The organism is Microbacterium gorillae (genome assembly GCF_050990725.1).
Lineage (GTDB): Bacteria > Actinomycetota > Actinomycetes > Actinomycetales > Microbacteriaceae > Microbacterium > Microbacterium gorillae_A.
Map to the genome: position 1 here is coordinate 3785374 of NZ_CP158844.1, position 19721 is coordinate 3805094.

Below are 19721 nucleotides of genomic sequence, written 5' to 3' on the forward strand. Positions count from 1 at the left end.
TCACCATCCTCGAATGATGTCGACCATGCCGCCGGCCACAAGCCCAGCGGGAAGACAGAGGGCCACGGCGATCGCCTCGGTGATGTCGCCGAATCGGGACCAGTACAGCGAGCGCAGCCCGCGCGCCACGGGCACCGACCCGACGCTGACGAGCACGGCTACCGCCAGGAGACCGATGGTCACCAGAGACCGGGTGTCCGGGCTCAGCACGCCGAGCAGACCGATAGCGAGCACCAGGAGGACGTACCCGGCGGTCACCCGCAGGGTCCATGCGATCGCGGTCACACCCTGGCTGCGCGCGCTGAGCGCAAGCACCAGGACGAGGAGGCCGGCGAGACACAGGCGCCCGATCATCTCCATCAGGCGCTCCGGAGCGAGCGGCCACAGCGCGATCGGAGAGAACACGACGATCGTCAGACAAGTGGCGATGGTGACGGTTTCCAGCCGCGCGCGCGAGCGGAGCAGGAGGTTTCCCACGCGTGCCCCGTCCACGCGGACCACCGCCTCCGGCATCTGCTCGCGCACAGCCCAACGCACCTGTTGGTGTCGCTCGAAGTCGATGAACATCCCCGCCGGAACGTCAATCAGCATGGCGGGCAAGGCGCGAAGCACGAGCGGGGCAGCGCCCACGCAGAAGGCGGCGGCGGTCGCCTCCGGCAGATCCAGCATCGCGGCGACGATGTGCACCACTCCGATGCCGGTGACCACGGCGCCGACGGCGGTGAGCTGGGCCCGGTCGCCCGGGAGCTTCGCGAGCGTCGCCAGGCCGAACGAGTACACGGCCACGAGCGCGCACACCGTCGCGATCGTCACCGCCATGCTGAACGACGACGGCGGGGACAGCACAACGCCGGCACCCACCAGCAGCGCGGCGGGACCGAGCGATGCGGCACCGATGGCGCGAGCTCGGCGCGTGAGCACGACGGCAGCCACGATCGCCGCCACGATGATCACGGCGCCGACGACCATCGGCCAGCCGGCGAGCGCCGCGGGCGGTGCGAAGGCGAGAAAGACCGACAGCACGACGCCGACGGCGCCCATCGCCCACCAGGCCGCCACGTTCTCGGAGCCGCCGCTGTGGCGGCGGGTTCCGCGTCGACGAGCGCTGGTCTCGGGGGCGTCTTCGGTGATCAGGGTGACGATGTCTCCGTCGCGGAAGGCTTCGATTCCCTGACTCGCCTCGACCGGGACGACCCCGCGCTCACGGAACAGCCGGGTCTCCGGGCCGGTGCGCACGCCGATCGCCGCCAGCACCTCACCGACCGTGTATCCCGCGGGGAGAACCACATCGTGGCGGGCATCCCCCGCGCGGATACCGATTCGGCGGGCGTCGGCGGCGGCTGGCGATGACGAGGCGCTCAGAGTTCCTCGGCCTCCTGCTGCCGCGCGTGCAGCGTCTGCTGCGGTGAGTGCAGCGCCCGTTCGGCGCCGACGTCCAGCATCAGTGCACCCATACTTCCCCCTTACCGAAAACGGTGATGCCTCACGCCCCGAAGTGCGTCGGAAGCGAGACGGTGCGAGTCGTCGGGCAGCCGCACGCTCATCGGAACAAGCCCTCCGACACTAACATCTCCACGCAGACGGGCACAGGTGTCGTCGCCGGGGGCACCGGGGCTCAGAGCAGGCCGGTGAGGATCGCGATGATGCCTGCCACCCCGGCAAGGACGATGACACCGCCGACCGCGATCACGGCGATCAACGTGCGACGCGAGTCGGCTCGGCGACGTGAGTCCGCCGCGGCCGTGTTGACCGGTTCGCGTGGCTCACGCGCCACCGGCTCCAGCCTGTTGACGGGCGCCGTCTCGATCACCCGCGGCCGATAGGGCGCGCGGAGGATCGCCGGTTCCGGCGTGCTCGCCACGCGGCGGCGGACCTGATCGTCGACCAGCGGTTCCGTCGGAGTGCGCTGAGGGCTGATCGGACGGCGCTCATCATTGCTCGAGACCTGCGACCAGCGGAGGATCGGGTCCTCGTCACCGGCGGGCGCGCTCGGGTCCACGCCGGTCCGTCTGCGCGGCACCGCGATCGTGTCGTCGTCGGAGTCTGCGCGGCTGTCGCGCTCCCGCGATGAGAGCAGCGTCTCGTCTGGTATCGCGTCCGGGATCGATCCGTGACGCCGTGCCGAACGCACCGTCTCATCCGCGGCTCCCGCGTGCGCGTCCTCCGCCGCTTCAGATTCCGCAGCGTGATCCCGACGGTGACGCCGGCCGAGCACCGTGTCCTCGATGTCCGCCGGCGGCGAGACCGGGCTCGGGCGACGCGATCCGAGCAGGGTGCTCTCGTCCAGGTCGTCCGGGTGGTCGGTCATGCGGTGGCCCGGGAGATCCGCAGCTCCGCGTCGCCCAGCAGGAAGCGCTCCGTCAGGACGGCCGGGATGCCGGGGCGCAGCTCCTGCTCCGCGCCGCTCTCGTCAATGAGGAACACGCCGTTGGTCGAGGCGAGGTCGGTGATCCACCACACGCCGTCGATGAGATCCAGCCGGGCGTGTGTCTTCGACACGGTGCGCGTGCCGTCGGCGACCGGCACGTTCTGAACACGCTCGTCTGATTCCGCGGGTCGTCGGCCGAGGACGATGGCTTCCGACGTGAGCGCGATGTCCCCGCCCAGCGGAGGTGTGAGCGTCCACACCGGACGGCGACGCGACGCGAGCTCGGTGGCCTCGAAGTCGTCATCGTCGAGAGCGGAGACGAACTCGCGTGCCTGGGCGGACACGGATTCGCGCGCCGCACGTGGTGCGCCCGCATCGGGGGCGCCGACCACGGCGGAGACCTCCTGCGAGTAGTCGAGAACCGACTCGCTGAGTTCGGACGGCGCCTCACTGCGGCGCATGGGAGCGAAAGCCGAATCTGCGACCGGGTTCGCTGGCGGCCCCGGGATGACGATCGGACGATAGGACTCGTCAGGGTCGACCGCAGGCCGATCCACCGGAGGTGTCAGGCCGGGCAGCGGCACCGCGCTGGCACGCGCGTCGGCCACGACCTCCGAGTCCTCGCGCATCCGCGTGGCGCCTGCGGCGGAGGCCGAGTTCTCTGGCGCAGCAGGCGGCTCTGCCGCGGCAGGCGTCTCTGCCGGAAGCACGGGCGGCCCGAACGAGGGCGACCCAGCGGGGCCTGCATCCGAGACCGCGGGCGGCGCGACGTTGACTGCTGCCGGTGGCGCCCAGGGCGCTGCGGCGGGCGAAGGAGGGAGGATCGGCGGCTCGGCGACGGGCGGCGCCAGCTCCTCCGGTGCCGGGGTGACGGCGGGCGCGACAGGCGCATCAGCACCGGCCTCCGGTGTGACGGGCGCATCGGGCGCATCGGCGACGGCCTCCGGCGCGACGGGTGCGACAGGCGCGAGCGGTGTACCTGCGGATGGCGGTGCGTCGCGATACTCGAAGAACGTCGGGGCGAGTCCCGGCGCAGAGGACGCCGCGCCGTAGGGGTCCGCAGCCGGTGCCGCCGGCTCGGGAACGTAGGGTGCCTCGGTGAGAGACGCGGGAACCTGTGACGCCGGTTCCGGTGACGGATCGGACGCACCGGGGACCTCAGCGGACGAGGCGAACAGGTTGCGCCAGTCCGGAGTCTGTTCGGCCTCGATCGGAGCAGGCAGGCTCACGCTCAACGGCGGTGCCGGCGGATAAGACGGTGTCGCCGCGGCGGGCGCACCGGCGACGGGCGTACCGGGGACCGGCCCCGGCATCGCGGGCGGAGTCGGCGGCGCCCAGGAGGCTGCCGGAACATCAGCGCGGACGGTATCCGACACCGACTCCCCGAGCCGCGGAGCGAGCGGCGCCGCGATCTCCGTCGCGTCAGAGACGCCGTTCCACTGCGTGTGCTGCGGGTTGGACAGCCAATCCAGGTCAGGACGCGGTGAGGTCCCGCCCGCCGTGGGCGCTGGCCTCTCGGGCTGGGGACCGTCCCAGTGGGCGTTCCCCCACCCGAGGACGGTGAGATAGGCCGGCGCGCAGACGGCCGCCAGCACGCCCCAGGCGGGAGAAAGGCCGAAACGCGGGCTGAGCTGGATGCCGACCACCAGGAAGACGATCGGGATGAACGGCGGAATCAGGCACAGCAGCGCGAGCCACGGCGTGATGCCGGCGAGCGAGCACAGCACCCACACGTTGTACACGGGTATCCAGGCGGGCCAGGTCTCCACTCCCGCCTTGCGGAAGACGGCGACGGCCGCGAGCGACATCCACAGGTACAGCGGAATCGCCAGGATGAGGCTCGCGGTCAGCGCGATGATGTCTGCACTCATGACATTCCAGCGCCGCGCGGGCGGCGCTTCCTCCTCTCCGAAGCTCGCGCCGCGCCCGATGCATCGGTGCGGACGGCGCGTGCGGACGTCTGCCGCAACAGTGACTTCAACGATACGGCGGCGCGCAGCCGACGCCACCACCCGACGGAAGATCGCAGTTCTCGCCGCTCATCAGCCACGATCTGCCAGAACTGCTCCGACTCCTGCGGAGTGAGCTGTTCGTCGGAGAACACGGCACGATCGGCGAGCGTCGCAAGCTCCCCCGCCTGCGGGGTCGCGTAGAGCGCGGCCACCTCATGGCGCGTGCGCGCCGCAGGCATGGGTCGCCCGGTGTCCACGGCGGTGTCGACGTACTCTTCCCAGCCGCCGGCGACGGCGCTCGCGGGCTCCGCCAGCCGACGACCGCGCCGCCGCACGGCCTTCGCGATCACCACGATGAGGAACGGCGACAGCACGGCGATCACGGCCAGGAGGCTGATCGCCACTGTCCGCACGAGAGTCCAGTCGACCGTCTCGGGCGCGGGCGGCGGTGTCGGATCCTCGGCGCTCACGGCGTCCTGGTTCTGCGGATCCGGCGGCGACACCTCGTCGGCGTTGCGCGGGCGCACGTCCGTCATCACCTCAGGGTCGCGCTCGCGACGGTTCTGGGTCTCCACGGATGCGGTGTGCTGCGGGCTGGTGTCCACGCTCACCCACGTGCCGGGTGCCGGCGCCACCTCGATCCAGGCGGATAGATCACCCGCACGGCAGGCACCGCCCTCGCAGGAGGGCAGCGTCGGGTCGTTGGTGCGGAATCCGACGACCACGCGAGCGGGGAACCCGAGCTGCTCGGCGATGAGCGCCGCCGCCACCGCGAACTGCTCGTCATCGCCCACGGCAGCCACCAGCGACGCGCCCGGCGCCTCCAACGCCGCTTGCGCGGCGCGTTCGTTCAGCTGGGCGAAGAGCTTGTCGATGCGCGCGAGCGAGTGCCCGGCCGCCGACGGCCGGAAACTGTAGTCGCCGAGTTCGCTCATCCATGTCGGCGTCGTCCCGTCGGCGATGGTCAGAGCGTGGCTGAGGTAGCCGCGCTCTCGCAGGGCGCCGATCACCGCCAGGAGTCCGGCACCGTCACGGGAGGGTGCCTGGATGTCGAGCCAGCGCTGCATCTCGGCCGGGAGCTGCACCTGCGGCGCTGCGCCGGGAGCGGGCAGCGTCTGCAGATCAGGAGACGTCGGAGTGACGGCGGTGACCGTGTATGAATCCCCGGTGGCGACCCCGGCGGCCTCGACGGCGCTGCTCGTGCGCGAGTCGTAGTAGAAGCCATCGGCCAGCGTCGGAGCGCCGGAGCCGCTGAAGGCGACCTGACGCAGCGCGCCGAAGGTGGGCAGCCACACACCGCGCAGCGCCTCCACCGTGAACGTGACGGTGGCGGACTCCCCCGCCGGGGTGTCCAGCACCGAGGGAACGCGCTGGAACGAGCCCTCTGCGCCCTCGCCCAGTTGATAGGTCTGCCCGTCATAGGCGCTCAGCGTGGCGAGGCGAATACGGTCCGGCAGAGCGTCGTCGCTGGCCATGCGAAACAGCACCTGCGGGAAGCGATCGTCCGCGAACGAGGAGCGGTAGGTGATGAGCGGGCTGATGGCGTCCTCGCCGGTGAGATCCGGACCGATGGAGGTACGCAGCACCTCCCGCACCCGGCTCTCGCCGATGGGACCGGTGGCGGCCATGCCCGCAGCCAGGGCGACGACCACCATCGCTCCGGCGAGTGCCGTCCGTGAGATGCCGCCGCGCGAGCCGCGGCGAGAGCCGTGGACTCCCGTGGCACGCTCGGCACGACGAATCGCCTCGCGCCGATCGTCTCGTCCCCGCCACGACAACCACAGCACGCTCACCAGCAGCGACGCTGCGCCCACCGCCGTCTCGACGGGAGCCGGAAGCGTGAACGGCCCGAGCTGGAGCGGAGCCGACGTGCTGGTGCGCCCGAAGAGGAGTCCGAAGACGGGCATGAGGGCCGCGACCGGAACGGCGAACCCGGAGCGCGCGGCGGGCAGCCAGCTGAGCCGCAGGGCGATCCCCGTGCTCAGGAGGAAGACGATGATCGCCGGAATGAGCAGGTTGCGATACGAGCCCACCGGCAGCGGCGTGGTGATGAGATCCTTCCACGCTGTCGCGGGCGCGAGCAGGACATCCACGACGCCGTCGGGCCAGATCCGCCCAGACGCCCAGCGCTCCGGTACCCCGAGCGCGATCCCCAGGATGAGCCAGGCCGCCACGAGAAGCAGTGCCACGAGCCAGGCGGGCAGTCGCCGCCAGGCCCAGAGCGCGGCGATCGCGGCTCCCGTGAGGATCGCCGCTGCCGCGGTCCACAGAAACGACACCGACGCATAGATCGGCCACGCCGCCATGACGCCGAGCGCGGCCAGCACACCGACGAACACACTGCCGGCGACGACCGTTCGGGCGGTGGGCCGACGTCCCTTCCGGCTCAGCGCGTCGCTCATCGCACCGCCCCTCGTCCGAGCAGGGCACCGAGGTCCTCGAGCACGCCGATCGTCATGACATAGAGATCACCGATCGGGCGCACGCGGGGGTGGGCGGTCTCGTTGCAGACCACGGCGACCACCGTGGTCTCCGTCCCATATGCGAGCGCTGCTCGTCGCACGCGCTCCAGCGGGAGGCGGGATCCGCACACCAGGAAGACGATCGAGAGACCCGCGCTCTCCTCGGCCTGGAGCGCGCACACCTCTTCGAGCGCCATCGTGTTCTCCAGCGAGTCCACGAGGCAGAACTCGTCCAGCAGTCCGCGCGGGCTCACGGCACCGAGCTGGCGGAACGCACGCAGCCGCCCCCGGACGACGCGCGGGATCTCGGCACCGGCGACGATCTCAAGATCACGCCCTTCTCGCAGTGACTGCACGCCGAGCGATGCGGCGGCGCTCACGGCGAGCTCGTACTCGTCTTCGTCCAGGTAGTCCGCGACCGCCACGCTCAGGGCGATGGCGGTACGCGCACGGCGCGACTCCTCGAACTGACGCACCATCAGCTGGCCGGTCTTGGCGGTGGACTTCCAGTGAATCTGCCGCTGAGCGTCGCCCGGGGCGTACTCGCGGATGGCGTGGAAGGAGATGTCGGAGTCCACGAGGCGCGAGGTGGGGTTTCCCTCCAGGTCGCGGATGATGCCGGCGCTCGTGGCGGGGACCGGGACAGTGCGCGGGTGCACGTACAGCTCGTGGACGTCCGCCCACTCGTGTTCCCGGTGCAGCAGCCGCAGCGGATCGGCACGCACCGTGGTGGCGGGACCCACACGGATCACACCGCGACGCGGCGTGGGGATCTCCACGTCCTCGGTGACCTCCGCGTCCGGGCGCAGAAGTGGCACCTCCACCTCGACGATGCCATCGCCCACCGGGAGATCCAGCCGAGACGGCAGCGCCGCGCGCGTACCGGTGTTGCGCACCGTGACCCCGGTGCTGACACTGCCGCCGGCGACGACACGATCCGCCGTTGGGTGCACGCGCACGTCGTAGCGACGCGCGCCGAAGAGGAACGGAACGGCCAGCAGGAGCAGCACAATCGAGACGATGCCGGCCACGATCGCCTCGGCCCACCCCAGCAGCCAGCCGAGAGAGAGACCGCCGAGAGCGACGACCACAGCGATCCAGCCCGCCGGCGTGACGGTGCGCGACACCTCGTCGCGTACTCGTCGCAGCACCGCACCCGCCTGGCGCGCCACCGCCAGCACCGCCAGCGACGCCCGCAGGAACGCGCTGCGTCGCCCCGCACGAACGTGAGTGCGGGTGCGCGTGTGGGTGTGCGATCGCGACCGGGACTGGGAGTGCGATCCGCCGGTGAACTCGTCGGTCATGCGGATGCGCGCTGCACGGGCGGCGCCACCTCCAGCATCACCTGGCCGATGACGGCTTCGGCCGTCACTCCGTCGAACTCCGCCTCGGGGTGCAGGATGAGGCGATGCGCCAGCACGGGGCCGGCCAGCGTCTTCACGTCATCGGGAACCACGTAGGTACGACCCTGGCTGGCGGCACGCGTGCGCACTGCGCGCGTCAACGCCAGCGCGCCGCGGATGGAGACGCCGAGGCGCACCTGGTCGGCACCGCGGGTGGCGTCCACGACGCGCGCGATGTAGTCGAGGACGAGCGCATCGACGTAGACCTCCTGCGCGAGGTCCGCCATCGAGACCATCGTCTGCGGCGTGACCACCGGATGCAGCTTGGCGGTCTCGATCGCGGCGCCGTCCAGGATCCGCAGCGTGGCTGCGTGATCGGGATAGCCCAGCGAGGTCTTCATGAGGAAACGGTCCAGCTGCGCCTCCGGGAGTCGGTAGGTGCCGGCCTGCTCCACCGGGTTCTGCGTCGCCACGACGAGGAACGGGGTGCCGACGCTACGGGAGACACCGTCAACGGTGACCGACCCCTCCTCCATCACCTCGAGGAGCGCGGCCTGCGTCTTCGGGCTCGCCCGGTTGATCTCGTCCGCCAGCACGATGTTGGCGAACACCGGACCCGCGTGGAACTCGAACTCGCCGCGCTTCTGGTCATACACCGTGATGCCGGTGATATCGCCGGGCAGCAGGTCGGGGGTGAACTGGATGCGGGTGTGCGTGCCCTGCACCGACTGCGCGAGAGCGCGTGCCAGCGAGGTCTTGCCGGTTCCGGGAACGTCCTCCAGCAGCACGTGTCCGTCGCTGAGCATGGCGGTGAGCACCAGCTCCACCACCGGGCGCTTGCCGAGCACCGCCCGCTCGACGTTGTCGGCCAGCTGGCCGAACGTCTGTGCGAACCAGGTGGCCTGCTCTTGCGAAATGGTCATGTCGTTCCTTGATCGTGCTGTCGTCGTATCGTTCGTTCAGCGGCCGCAGTTGCCCGAGACGTTCGTCTCGTCCACCGGCGCGAGGCCCCAGCCGGCGCCGTCCCAGTCCACGTGGACGACGATGCCTGTCACCCTCGTCGCCTTCAACGGGACCGTCCCGGTCTCGGGCTCCTTCGTGGGCGTCGATGTCGGCGACCCGCTCGGTCCGGGGGTGGGCTCGGGTGCAGGATCATCGATCGACACCTCGTTGCCCTTCTTGTCCCAGTACTGGGCCTTCGAGGCGTCGAAGGACACCTTCGGCTTCTTGCCGCCGCCCTCCCAGTCGAAGGTCACGTCGACGTCGCCGCCGGCCTTGCAGACCACGTCCCACGAGGCCCACACCTGGTACGGGGCCGAGCCCTTCGCAGGGGTGACCGCGCCCCAGTCCGTGACCCGCTCGGGGAACTCGGTGCTCCGCCAGCGCACGCGGATGCCGGGATCCGATCCGAAGATGCCCGAGTCCGTCCCGTCGAACTCCGCGGTGTATCCCGGCTCGACCTCGCCCGTCGGAGCGGCCGTCACGATCCAGTTCATTCGACCGTTGGCAGACTGGGGTGCCGGATCCACCCGGAACGTGTAGCCCTTCGGTGGCTGCTGTCCGCCGAGGATATCCAGCGGGGTCTCGGCGGTGCTGGTGCCGAAAACGGTGCCATCGAGGACGCTGTCCACGCACACCTGGTATGTGTACTTCTTGTTCGCGGGGACCTTCTCGAACACCCGGGTGGGTTCGGTGGCGGTCGCCGTGCAGGGTTCGCCCTTCAGGACGATGCCGTACAGCAGCTTGCCGCCGGTGCCGCCCGGTGTGGCGGTCGCGGTGACGGTCACGCGAGCGGTGCGGAAGTCGATCTCCTCCGACGTCGCCGTCAGCGAGACGGTCGGCGGCTTGCCGATGCCGTTGGTGTTGGTGCTGATCGACTGACCGGTGGTCTCGCCCTTGCCCTCGCCCTTCGGCACAGCAGCGCTCGTAATGGGCTGCACAGACACCAGCGTGGCGGTGTTGGATCCGACCGCGAACTCCGTGGTGATCGTGGGCTGATTCTTCACGTCCACCACGAGTTCCTTCGCGGTCGCGGCGGTGATCCGCAGTTGGTCGGTCCCCTCGGTGTCAATGCCGGTAATCGTCAGCAGGACCTTCTTGCCGTCGTTGACCAGATCGACCACCGGCACACCCGTCACCGACGCCGGTGCGGCCGGCGGACGGTACGCCCATGCCACCGTCGAGGCACCGGCGCGCGAGTTGCCCACGGAGTTGACGGCGACCACATCGTAGGTGAGCTGCTGGTCGTTCGGCGCCTCGAACGCGGGGCACACGCCCTCGGCGTTGCAGGTGACCACCGCGGTGCCGCCCGTGGTGACGGCGTAGCCGCTGACGGCCGGGTAGGACGAGCGGGCCGCGCCCGGGTCGACGCGCAGCGTGACGGACCTGTCGCCGAACGCGGACTGCGAGATCGAGGCGGGAGCCCGCGGGTAGCCGAGCAGATCAAGGGTGATGGTTCCCTGCCGGTCGCCGTTGGTCGTGCGGTCCTGGGCGTCACGCAGCTGGAACACCGCCGTGCACGTGCCGCCCGGGGCGTCCTGGCCCCAAGACGCCGTGACGTTGTTCTCATCCGCTACCTCGAAGGACACCCCGGCGCACGCGCTGGAGGCCGACACCGACACCAGGACGAGCGGCGTGCTCGGCAGCGGGTTCACCTCACCCGCAGCCCCGGTCACCCGCATGGTGCACGAGGACCCGGCGGCCTGGCTGCACTGCTGCTGGACGTTTCCGGCGCGCGGCAGCGTGGACGGTGCCTGGCCGACACGGAGGATGAGGCGGGTCGGTGCGACATCGGGGTGACTGGTCACCGAGACCAGGACGGCGGTCTCTCGTCCCGGCAGCGCCGTGTCGGCTGCGCGGAAACTGACCACGCTGCCCTCCTGCGAGACCGTGAAGTCGCCCGCCGGCGCGTCGATGGCGTAGCGGATGTTCGCGTTGTCCTCGCGGCCCTCCCACGACGTGATGCTCGCGAGATCGAAGGAGTCGCTGGCTCCCGGAGTCACCGTGACCGAGGCTGAGCGCAGGATCGGGACCGGAGCAAGCGCCTGCACGTGGATGGGCACCGAGAGGAAGGCCCAATCCTCCTGCCCGGCGGCGCGCACCGGGACGACGCACATGTCGTTCCACGGGGGTCCTTCACCGGCGGTGTACGTGATGTTGGTGCCGCCGGACGGCGTGCACGCCGCCTGCGCCCGCACGCCCGTGGCCGCCGTGTTCGGACTGACCTCGAGCTCGCTGGTGCGGCTCATCACCACAAGGGATGCCATATCGAAGGTGATCGATTCCTTCTCCCGCACCTCCTGAGCAGCAATGCCGGGCCGCAGCGACACCGTGACATCATCCGCCGCCGGCACCCGCACGAAGGCGTACGTGGTGATCGGCGTGCCATCGACGAGGTCGCCGGTCACGGCGAACGGGACGACGCGAGCTTTGTCGGTCAGCTCACCCGAGACGCTCTGGCCGTTCACCGACACGTCACCGGTACCCTTGCCGCCCCAGGCCTTCAGGCTCAGCGTGGAGGTATCGCCTCCAGTCCAGGTGACCTTGCCCGAGAGGACATCGACGCCGGACGCGAAGCTGTCGCGGTTCTGCACCGTCAACAGCGTGTCGGTCACGATGGGATAGTCGGGCACTGTCTCGCGCACCACCTTCACCACGATCAGTCCCCGACCCGTGTTGCCGGAAGACGATGTGACGTCGTAGAGGAACGACATGGTGCCCGTCTCCGTGCCGGCAGCGATCGTCACGACGGAGTCGTCCATCGTGCGGATGAGGGAAGACCAGCGGTCGTACTCCGGGTTGGGTGCGTCGCCCTGCAGTCGCTCGGAGAGGTTCGGCGTGACCTCGGTCAGCGCCAGCGTGCCGTTTGTGGGGTCGATGTCATTGTCGATCGGACGGACCCGGATGATCGACTCGGCACCCTGCTGCACCTGCACATAGTCGGTGAACGTGATCGGGCTGGGGTTGGACTGCTGATCCAGCACACCGACGCGCACGGTGCCGGTCCGCTGCTCACCGAATGCGTCGACGACCTGGTACGTGAAGGAGTCCTGACCGCCCGGAGAACCCGGAGTGGAGACGTAGACGATGGCCGCGCCGTCCGAGGAGATCGCTGCCGACCCCCGAGCCGGCTGGGTGAGGATCCGGTCGAGGCGCACATCATCGCCGTCGGGATCGACGCCGTAGGGATCGAAGTCGATGCGCACCGACTGACCCGACAGCACGCGCCCGGCCAGCAGCTTGGGAGCCGGTGCATGGTTGGCCTCGTCGCCCAACACCGTGACGGTGACGGTGGCGGTGTCCTTCAGCGACGGCGCACCGGCAGGCGCGATCGCGTACTCCACCGTGTACGTGCCGGGTGTCGTGGGTGCGAGGTAGCGCAGCGTGTCGCCGGCGGCGAACGCGAGCACGTTGGGTCCGGACGCCGTCACCGACGACGGGTCGAGGAACAGCGCCGCACCGGACGGAGCCACATCGTTGTCCAGCACCGGGATGTCGATCTGCGATCCGGCACGAACCACCACTCGGTCATCGACCGCGATGGGGGCCAGATCCAGCGCGGGTGGCAGCAGGTACACCGTCGCCTGACCGGTGATCGTGGCACCGGCGTCGGAGGACCCGTCGCTCACGGTGTAGTTCACGACACCCAGGCGACCCGGATCTCCCGTGCGCGTGGACCCGGTGACCCGGATGAAGTTCTGCGCGACGGCGTCCACCTGGAGGCTGGCACCTTCGTCGGGAATGACGGTCAACCCGCTCATCAGCAGAACGCGCCGCGTGGGGTTCGATACGGCAGCCAGCACGTCGACCGTCGCGTCCTCCTGGGGACGCAGGAACGCCACGACCGGGGCCGTCGCCAGCTGTGCGGCGGCGTCCGCGCCGAGCAGGGTGACGCGTGCGGTCGCGCTGGCTTCCGAACGACCATCGCTGACGCTGTACTTCACGCGATAGGTCCCCGGCTGCGGTGCCGAGAAGTCGAACGAGGTGCCGGATGCGCCCAGCGAGGCCTGTGCGTCGGCGTCGTCCAGCACCTGCACGCTGGTGACCGAGAGCTCCCCCGCAGTACCCAGCACGTGACCCGAGACATCGATCGGCTCGTCCATGCCCAGGCTGTCGACCACCGTGAACGACTGCGCGGACAGCACCGGCGTGGGCGTGACCTTCACCTTCAGCGTGCGCTGCGCGGTGCCGCCCCGAGTATCCGCGACCGTCACCTCGACCGGCACCACCTGAGTGGTGGAGTCGGAGGGGTCGGCGTGCTGGAACACCACCTCGCCACCCGGAGTCACGGCGGCCGTCGCGATGCCCTCCGGAGCGTGCGCCGACAGCAGAACCAGCGGGTCGCCCTCGCCGTCCACCCAGGCGTTGAGAACCGGCACGGTGACGGTGCCTCCGGGGCTGACTTCCGGTTCGGGCCAGGTCGCAAGGCACCCCTCGACACCGCACCACTCGGGAGCGGTGTTCTCGTCCCCGCTCACGGCCGTGAGGGTGACGGTGGTGGACTCGGAGAAGAGGCCGTCTGCCGACGTGCCGTCCGTCACGCGGTAGCTGAACGTGGCCGATCCCTGCGCGTCCGCGGTCAGCGTGACCGCCAGGCGTCCGCCGCCGTCGGTCACCGTGACGGTGCCGAAGGCCGGGTCGAGACCGGTGATCGATCCCGGGTCCACGCTCAGCACGTCCTGGTTGGGGTCGTGATCGTTCAACAGCACCGGCAGGGAGGAGATCGCTCCCGGGCGGACGCCGAACGCATCCGGCTCCGCGACGGGTGGCTTCGGATCGAGCACCACCTCCGACTGGATCTCGCTCTCCTCGGCGTTCTGATCGTCTGCGTCCTCGACGACCCAGTTCTGGCTGGACGGCAGCAGTTTCGCGTCGGGTACGGTCCAGACCCAGCCGGAACGGGTCTCGTTGAGGATGAGAGCGTCCGCCGTTCCCGCGAACACCGGGCGACGCGTATCCTCGAGCACCTGACCGCCGAAGTCGAGTGGCTGCTGTCCGGTCCCCTCGCGCCAGAGGACACCGGAGTCGCTCGCCAGCCACGCGGCGACCGTGGTGTCTCCCAGGCTCGTGGGTCGCGCCGGTGTGCCGATCTCCTCGTCGGAGGTGCCGACGACCCGCTCCACAGCGCTGCCGTCGAGCGGCACACGGTACAGGCCCGACGAATCGGCGATGTAGGTGTCGGTGCCCGACTCCTGTGCCCGAGCGAGCACGACGGATCCGACGGGCTCGATGCTGCGCTCGACATCGACGCCGCGCTCGACGATGGTGCCGCTCGCGTCGAGCACCACCCAGTCGTCACCGACACCCGTGATCGCCGGCTCTTCGCCGATGCCGGCGGCTGCATCCGTCCCCAGTACTCGCCCGTCGGGCACGCTGTAGCGCAGCACCGACTCGGTCGCGGCGGTATAGGCATAGACCACACCGTCCGGGCTCAGCGCCACGGCGTCGGCCGTGTACTCGGGGGCGTCGGACGCTGCTTCCGTGGGAGACGCGCTCGGCCCACCGGGCTCCTCGGAGGGTTCCGGGTTCGGATCGATCCGCGAGGGCTGCGCATCGGTCAACAGTCCGGCGTACACGCCCCCGGTCTCCGTCCGATAGACCACGTACTCCCCCGCAACCGTGACCTCGGTGGTTCCGGCGGGGGTCGCCGTGGACGCGGCCAGCGCCTCGTCGTCGAGATCGGCCGGCATCGCGGCGTCGATCGGGGTGAGCTTGCCGTAGCTTCCGGAGTAGAGGTACGCGCGCTCAGCCGTCTGCGCGATCGCGGACGGGTTGGCGACTTCTCGCACGGTGTCCAGCTCACCGATGGCCGTGTTGACGCGGGCATAGCGATGCCCATCGGCGGTCTGCAGGGCCCAGATCGCGGCGTCGACCGGCGGAGCCTCATGGGCGTCCAGGCCCGGCCACACGATCGTGGCTCCCACGACGGCGGCAACCGCGAGCACGCCGCCTCCGACCGCGAGGATCGGGCCGCGACGCGAGGGAGTGGTCGGTGCGTTGGAGGACATCAGAGCATTCCCGCCAGGAGGACGCCACCACCGATGCCGGCGGCGAGGAGAATGACGGCACCCGCCACGATCCACCCCCAGCGCACCCCGCCACGACGCGGGGCGCCGATGCCCTCATCGTCGGAACGGGCATAACCGGACAGCTCCGCATTGGGTCGGGCCTTGCGGCTGGACGGGGTGGGGACGTGGGCCCGGATGTGCCCGCGGGCGGACGAGTCCTCGAAGTCGACGCCGGGGGCGGCCCACACATCCTCGGCCACCTCCAGCGGAGTCATCGGCAGCCCGAGCTCCACCTCAACAGCGCGGAGGGCCTCGGCGAAGGCCAACGCGCTGGGATAGCGCTCACGCGGCGCGCGCGCCATCGCCGTCGCAAGCACGCCCTGGATCGAATCCGGGACGTCGGCGCGGGTGATCCGCGTGTACGACGCGCGCAGGATGCGCCGGCGAAGCTGGTCGCGCGAGTTCTGTCCCTGCTCGGCACGCTCGAACGGCGAGTGACCGGCGAGCAGTGAGTACACCGTGGCGCCGAGTCCCCAGACCTCGCTGGCGACATCGCCGGAGGTGTGCTCGGCGATCACCTCGGGGGCGGTCCACGGCACGGACATCGCCATCATCCCGTCCGGGGTGGCACGAGCCAGCGACGACGAGATGCCGAAGTCCGCGAGCACGGGAGCACCGAACGCGGTGTTGAGGATGTTCCCCGGTTTGATGTCGCGATGGACGAGTCCCGCACGGTGCGCGGTCTCCAGGGCCCCGGCCATCTTCACCCCGACCGACAGCGCCTCGGCCACGGGAATCCGTTCGCTGCGATAGCGCGGAGACATCGAACCCGGGCAGTACTCCATCACGATGTACGCCCGTCCGTCGGCGGAGATGCCCGCCTGGTACACGGTGACGATCGACGGGTGGGCGGAGAGACGTGCCAGCACATCCGCTTCGGCGTTGAACATGCGCAGCAGCTCGGCGTCGGCGACGTCGCTCGGCAGCACCTTGACCGCCACCGAACGTCGGGGCATCGCCTGTTCGTAGAGGAACACATCGGCGAATCCGCCCGAGCCCAATGGGCGGACGAACGTCAGCCCGGCCAGCACCGGGGGCGCAGAAAGCACGCGCTTGGCCACCGCCACCCCCTTTTACCTCGTACCGGCCACGCATGATCGTCGTACGCACCATCCGCGTGTCGGCCGCGGCGGCACACCCTCGACGGGCGTGAAATCCGGATGCCGTCATGGTAACAGGGACATCCCCCGCCGTCCCCCGGCTCCCACTCATGCGCCGCCGCCACCGGGCGCTCTGGACGCGGGCCGGTGTACGGTTCAGGCGTCGGGGAGCGTGCCGTCGCGAGGGTCGAAGGGGGCGTCGAGCGACCTCGCGAGCTCCGCGATGATGTCCGCGATCTGCGGTTCGACGTAGTCCTGGATCGCCTGCGAAATCCGCAGTCGATGCCCCACGAGGATGCGACAGACCTCGCGGCCGACCATCGTGGCGTATTCGTCGGCGAGTGCGACCTCCTGCCGGAGGGCGACCTTCTCCTCCTCGGTCAGCGGCGGAAGCGCGGGAACATCGGCGTCGACCTCTGCCGCAAGCCCCGCCACCGTGAAGAGGAAGGGTGCGCCGGGCTCCGGGTCGGGATCCAGGGGCATGCCCTCGAACTCGGGCTCCAGGTCGTCTCCGGGCCGGTAGCGCCGGGCGCGGTTCCGCGCGGCCTGCTGATCGAGCTCTGCCTGCAGCATCGGCAGGTTCCGCGCGGTGTACTCGCCCACGGCAGCGTCGATCACCGTCTTCATGCGCGTCGAGATCCCGTGCTGTACGCCGTGCGGAACATCGGTGCCCAGGCCCGCGGCGAGCAGAATCGGCGACCCGAAGCAGCGCTTGCACACCGCGGTGCGTCCGCGATGGCTCTGGGGGTGCCAGCGAGGCACCCAGCGGAGCCATGCGTCCACCGCATGGCTCACCTGCGCCTCGAGCTCCCGCTCCACGATCCCACCGTAGGGCAGGAATGGCCGATCCGGACGGATTCACGCCCGAGATGTGCGCGGGTGTGAACGGGCTGTTCCGAAATCATGACGAAGCGCCCAGAACATGTGCGAGGTGCCGGATCACTCTTCCTCTCGCGGCACGTTCCTACGCTCGCGACGTCGAGGGACGGCTACTCGTCGTCGTCGTGCTTCTCCCAGGGCCACTGCGGGGTGCCGCTGCCCGAGCGGAAGCCGACCACGGTGAGCGCACCGGCGACGATTCCCGCGAGAAAGACGAGCACGCTGTATCCGCTGAGCACCAGATGCGAGGCGACGCCCGCTGCCGTGCCAGGCAGGGTGAACAGCGCCGCAACGGTGACGGCGAGGAGGTGAACCGCGGCCGCGAACAACCCGGCGAGCGCTGCGGTGCCGAGTCCCGGTCGGTTCAGGGATCGGGAGAGCAGGGTGCCGGCGAGCGCGATCGTCGCTGCCGCGATGCCGATCACGCCGGGCAGCGGGCCCAGGCCGGGTGCGGCGATCACCTCGGTGTCGGTGGCGTAGCTGAGGCCTCCGAATCCGGCGATCACCAGCGCGACGAAAACGACCGCGCCCAGCCCCGTGTAGACGAGGGGCCGGGCGCGGTTCGTGTCAGTCATCAGTTCGCGAGCTGCGGGCCCGCATCGAGGATGCGCTGGAATTCCTCCTGCGCCTCTGCGTTCGCGGCGATCACCTTGCGGCCACGACGTGCGATCCAGCCACCGAACCAGACCGGCAGCTCGCGACCGATGACGAGGGCCACCAGGCCGGGAACCGAGAACACCGACTCGCGCGCCAGTTCGAGAGCCTGCGTCGGCGTGATCGTCCACGGGTTGGCCGCGATGATCTGACCGAGCACGTGCCCGACGAGGGACAGCAGGCCCACGAGGAGGCCGAAGACCACCCAGTACCCCCACTTGGCGGTGTTGAGGATGGCACCGAGCAGCCAGAACGCGAGGAAGAACGTGGCGACGGGGATCCAGAAGCCCGGCGACGCCACCTCGGTCAGGGCGGCCTTCCCGAGTGCCTCGAAGCTGGTGAGCACGTCGCCACCGCGCGGGAGCAGGGTGACAGCCAGGTAGATGACCGCGAAGACGACCGTGGCGATGAGTCCGACCACACCGGAGAATCCGCGGTTTCCGCGCTTGGCGGGCTCCTCCGGGGCCTGCACGAAGATCTGCGCGGGGCCTGCGGTGACTCCGGTCGCCGCGGGCTCCGCCACAGGGGTCGTGGCGGCGGTGGCGGCAGCCGCCGCGGCGGCGGCAGGCGGAGTGAGCGCGGTGGTCGGGGCGTCCACCACCGTGGTGGGCGCGTCCGTCACGGCGGTGGGCAGCGACGCGGCGGCCTCGACGATCTCCGGGCGGTCGTACCAGGGGGTGTCGTCGTCATCGTTCATCGCGGCTGCGGCGGCACGCGCGCGATCGACGTCGGAGGCGACAGACGGCGCGGGGGCCTCGGCAGCGGCGTTGGTTCCCGCGACCGCTGCGTCGGCGGCTTCCTCGGCCGCGCGTGCGCTCTCCGTGGCTGCAGCAGCTGCCGCAGCGGCATTCCACGCGGTTCCGTCCGCGGAGCGTTCCGCATCGGCGGTGGCTTCCGGTGCGTCTTCGTCAGCGAAGGACGCGGGCGTGAGATCGGCATCGGCCGAGGTTCCGGCGCCGTCGGACGAGGCGTCGGCGGCAGACGGCACGGCTCCGGACTCGAGCGAGGAGCGATCATCGGTGGACTCCGAGGCATCACCCGACGACGGCGTCCCGAACGATGCGGCGTCCTCCGTGGCCGAGGCGTCAGACGCGGCAGCAGGAGACGACGAGGCGTCGAGCGGGGACGCACCGTCCGCCGGCGACGCGTGAGACGAGACGGCATCGGAAGCAGCGGCCTCCGACGTTGCAGCAGCACGTGCAGCATCGACGTTGTCGGCCGCGACGACGGATGCGGGTGCCGCCGGGGGCATGGGTGCAGCCGCGGGGACGATGCCGGCGTTGGCGGCGGCGAGTTCGTCGGCGATGCTGGCGGCGAAAGCCGCGTCGTCGTCGGTCTCTGACGCGCCGCTCGGCGCGTTCTGCTCGTCCGCGGCGGTGTCCGCGTTCAGCTCAGCACCCGTGTTGGTCTCCTCCACGGGCTCGCCCGCGGCGTCCCCGGAGGGCGAGTTCGGCGTTTCGCTCATCAGACTTCTCCTCGACGTGCTGGACGGTGCACTCCTGCGGCGCATTCGTGCCTGCTGTGCATTTCAGGGTAGTGGGGGCACCGGTCATTGGCCCTGAGGCTTGCCGTAGTCGCGCCGCGGGCGTATGTGGGTCGCTCAGCCCAGTCCCCGCATGAAGTCGCCGAGGGCTTGGAACATCGAGCCGATCCAGACTCCGGCCGCGGGCCACATCGGCAACGCGATCACGAACAGCACGACGACCACAGCAGCGCACAGCACGATGCCGATGATCATCATCGGCACATTCCGTCCCCCGACTCGCCCCATGCCCTCCACGCTACGCCCCACCTCCCCCTCACGCACACCGAACCCCGCGAGACTTCCGTCTGTGGGCGAGAATCCATGCAACGCGGCGATTGTGGCCCACGGACGGAAGTTTCGCGGGCAATGGT

At 70.3% G+C, this 19721-nt stretch carries 12 protein-coding genes; all 12 read right to left on the bottom strand.

Annotated features, from left to right (window positions below; translation table 11 throughout):
* The gene (locus tag ABTV68_RS17565; RefSeq protein ID WP_433674964.1) at positions 1 to 1287 is read right to left on the bottom strand and encodes a hypothetical protein; all 1287 of its coding nucleotides are present in this window, start codon (positions 1285 to 1287) and stop codon (positions 1 to 3) included.
* Between the two features lie 328 nt (positions 1288 to 1615).
* Positions 1616 to 2308, bottom strand: coding sequence for a hypothetical protein (locus ABTV68_RS17570; protein WP_433674965.1), 693 nt, complete (start codon positions 2306 to 2308; stop codon positions 1616 to 1618).
* Complete coding sequence (locus ABTV68_RS17575) at positions 2305 to 4239, bottom strand: DUF5684 domain-containing protein (protein ID WP_433674966.1); 1935 nt, start codon at positions 4237 to 4239, stop codon at positions 2305 to 2307. The genes ABTV68_RS17570 and ABTV68_RS17575 overlap by 4 nt, the downstream gene beginning before the upstream one ends.
* On the bottom strand, positions 4236 to 6722 hold the full coding sequence (locus tag ABTV68_RS17580) for a transglutaminaseTgpA domain-containing protein (protein ID WP_433674967.1): 2487 nt from the start codon (positions 6720 to 6722) through the stop codon (positions 4236 to 4238). The genes ABTV68_RS17575 and ABTV68_RS17580 overlap by 4 nt, the downstream gene beginning before the upstream one ends.
* Positions 6719 to 8086 (bottom strand): DUF58 domain-containing protein, encoded by a 1368-nt coding sequence (locus tag ABTV68_RS17585; RefSeq protein WP_433674968.1) that lies wholly within the window; start codon positions 8084 to 8086, stop codon positions 6719 to 6721. Before ABTV68_RS17585 ends, ABTV68_RS17580 begins: the two co-directional genes overlap by 4 nt.
* Complete coding sequence (locus ABTV68_RS17590; RefSeq protein WP_433674969.1) at positions 8083 to 9048, bottom strand: AAA family ATPase; 966 nt, start codon at positions 9046 to 9048, stop codon at positions 8083 to 8085. Before ABTV68_RS17590 ends, ABTV68_RS17585 begins: the two co-directional genes overlap by 4 nt.
* 36 nt (positions 9049 to 9084) lie before the next feature.
* Positions 9085 to 15132: an Ig-like domain-containing protein gene (locus ABTV68_RS17595; RefSeq protein ID WP_433674970.1), complete on the bottom strand. Its 6048-nt coding sequence runs from the start codon at positions 15130 to 15132 to the stop codon at positions 9085 to 9087.
* A complete protein-coding gene (locus ABTV68_RS17600) occupies positions 15132 to 16253 on the bottom strand; it encodes a serine/threonine-protein kinase (protein WP_433674971.1) in 1122 nt (373 codons plus the stop codon). The genes ABTV68_RS17595 and ABTV68_RS17600 overlap by 1 nt, the downstream gene beginning before the upstream one ends.
* A gap of 195 nt (positions 16254 to 16448) precedes the next feature.
* On the bottom strand, positions 16449 to 17111 hold the full coding sequence (locus ABTV68_RS17605) for a spermidine/putrescine ABC transporter substrate-binding protein (protein WP_433674972.1): 663 nt from the start codon (positions 17109 to 17111) through the stop codon (positions 16449 to 16451).
* Positions 17112 to 17281: 170 nt separating this feature from the next.
* A complete protein-coding gene (locus tag ABTV68_RS17610; protein ID WP_433674973.1) occupies positions 17282 to 17746 on the bottom strand; it encodes a hypothetical protein in 465 nt (154 codons plus the stop codon).
* Complete coding sequence (locus ABTV68_RS17615; protein ID WP_433674974.1) at positions 17746 to 19290, bottom strand: hypothetical protein; 1545 nt, start codon at positions 19288 to 19290, stop codon at positions 17746 to 17748. Before ABTV68_RS17615 ends, ABTV68_RS17610 begins: the two co-directional genes overlap by 1 nt.
* Positions 19291 to 19425: 135 nt before the next feature.
* A complete protein-coding gene (locus tag ABTV68_RS17620) occupies positions 19426 to 19596 on the bottom strand; it encodes a hypothetical protein (RefSeq protein WP_433674975.1) in 171 nt (56 codons plus the stop codon).
* Between the last annotated feature and the right edge of the window lie 125 nt (positions 19597 to 19721).

Bases quoted from the DNA above. Each gene is read 5' to 3' on its own strand.
- ABTV68_RS17570 (WP_433674965.1), bottom strand. From the start codon at position 2,308: ATGACCGACCACCCGGACGACCTGGACGAGAGCACCCTGCTCGGATCG.
- ABTV68_RS17575 (WP_433674966.1), bottom strand. From the start codon at position 4,239: ATGAGTGCAGACATCATCGCGCTGACCGCGAGCCTCATCCTGGCGATT.
- ABTV68_RS17580 (WP_433674967.1), bottom strand. From the start codon at position 6,722: ATGAGCGACGCGCTGAGCCGGAAGGGACGTCGGCCCACCGCCCGAACG.
- ABTV68_RS17585 (WP_433674968.1), bottom strand. From the start codon at position 8,086: ATGACCGACGAGTTCACCGGCGGATCGCACTCCCAGTCCCGGTCGCGA.
- ABTV68_RS17590 (WP_433674969.1), bottom strand. From the start codon at position 9,048: ATGACCATTTCGCAAGAGCAGGCCACCTGGTTCGCACAGACGTTCGGC.
- ABTV68_RS17595 (WP_433674970.1), bottom strand. From the start codon at position 15,132: ATGTCCTCCAACGCACCGACCACTCCCTCGCGTCGCGGCCCGATCCTC.
- ABTV68_RS17610 (WP_433674973.1), bottom strand. From the start codon at position 17,746: ATGACTGACACGAACCGCGCCCGGCCCCTCGTCTACACGGGGCTGGGC.
- ABTV68_RS17615 (WP_433674974.1), bottom strand. From the start codon at position 19,290: ATGAGCGAAACGCCGAACTCGCCCTCCGGGGACGCCGCGGGCGAGCCC.
- ABTV68_RS17620 (WP_433674975.1), bottom strand. From the start codon at position 19,596: ATGGGGCGAGTCGGGGGACGGAATGTGCCGATGATGATCATCGGCATC.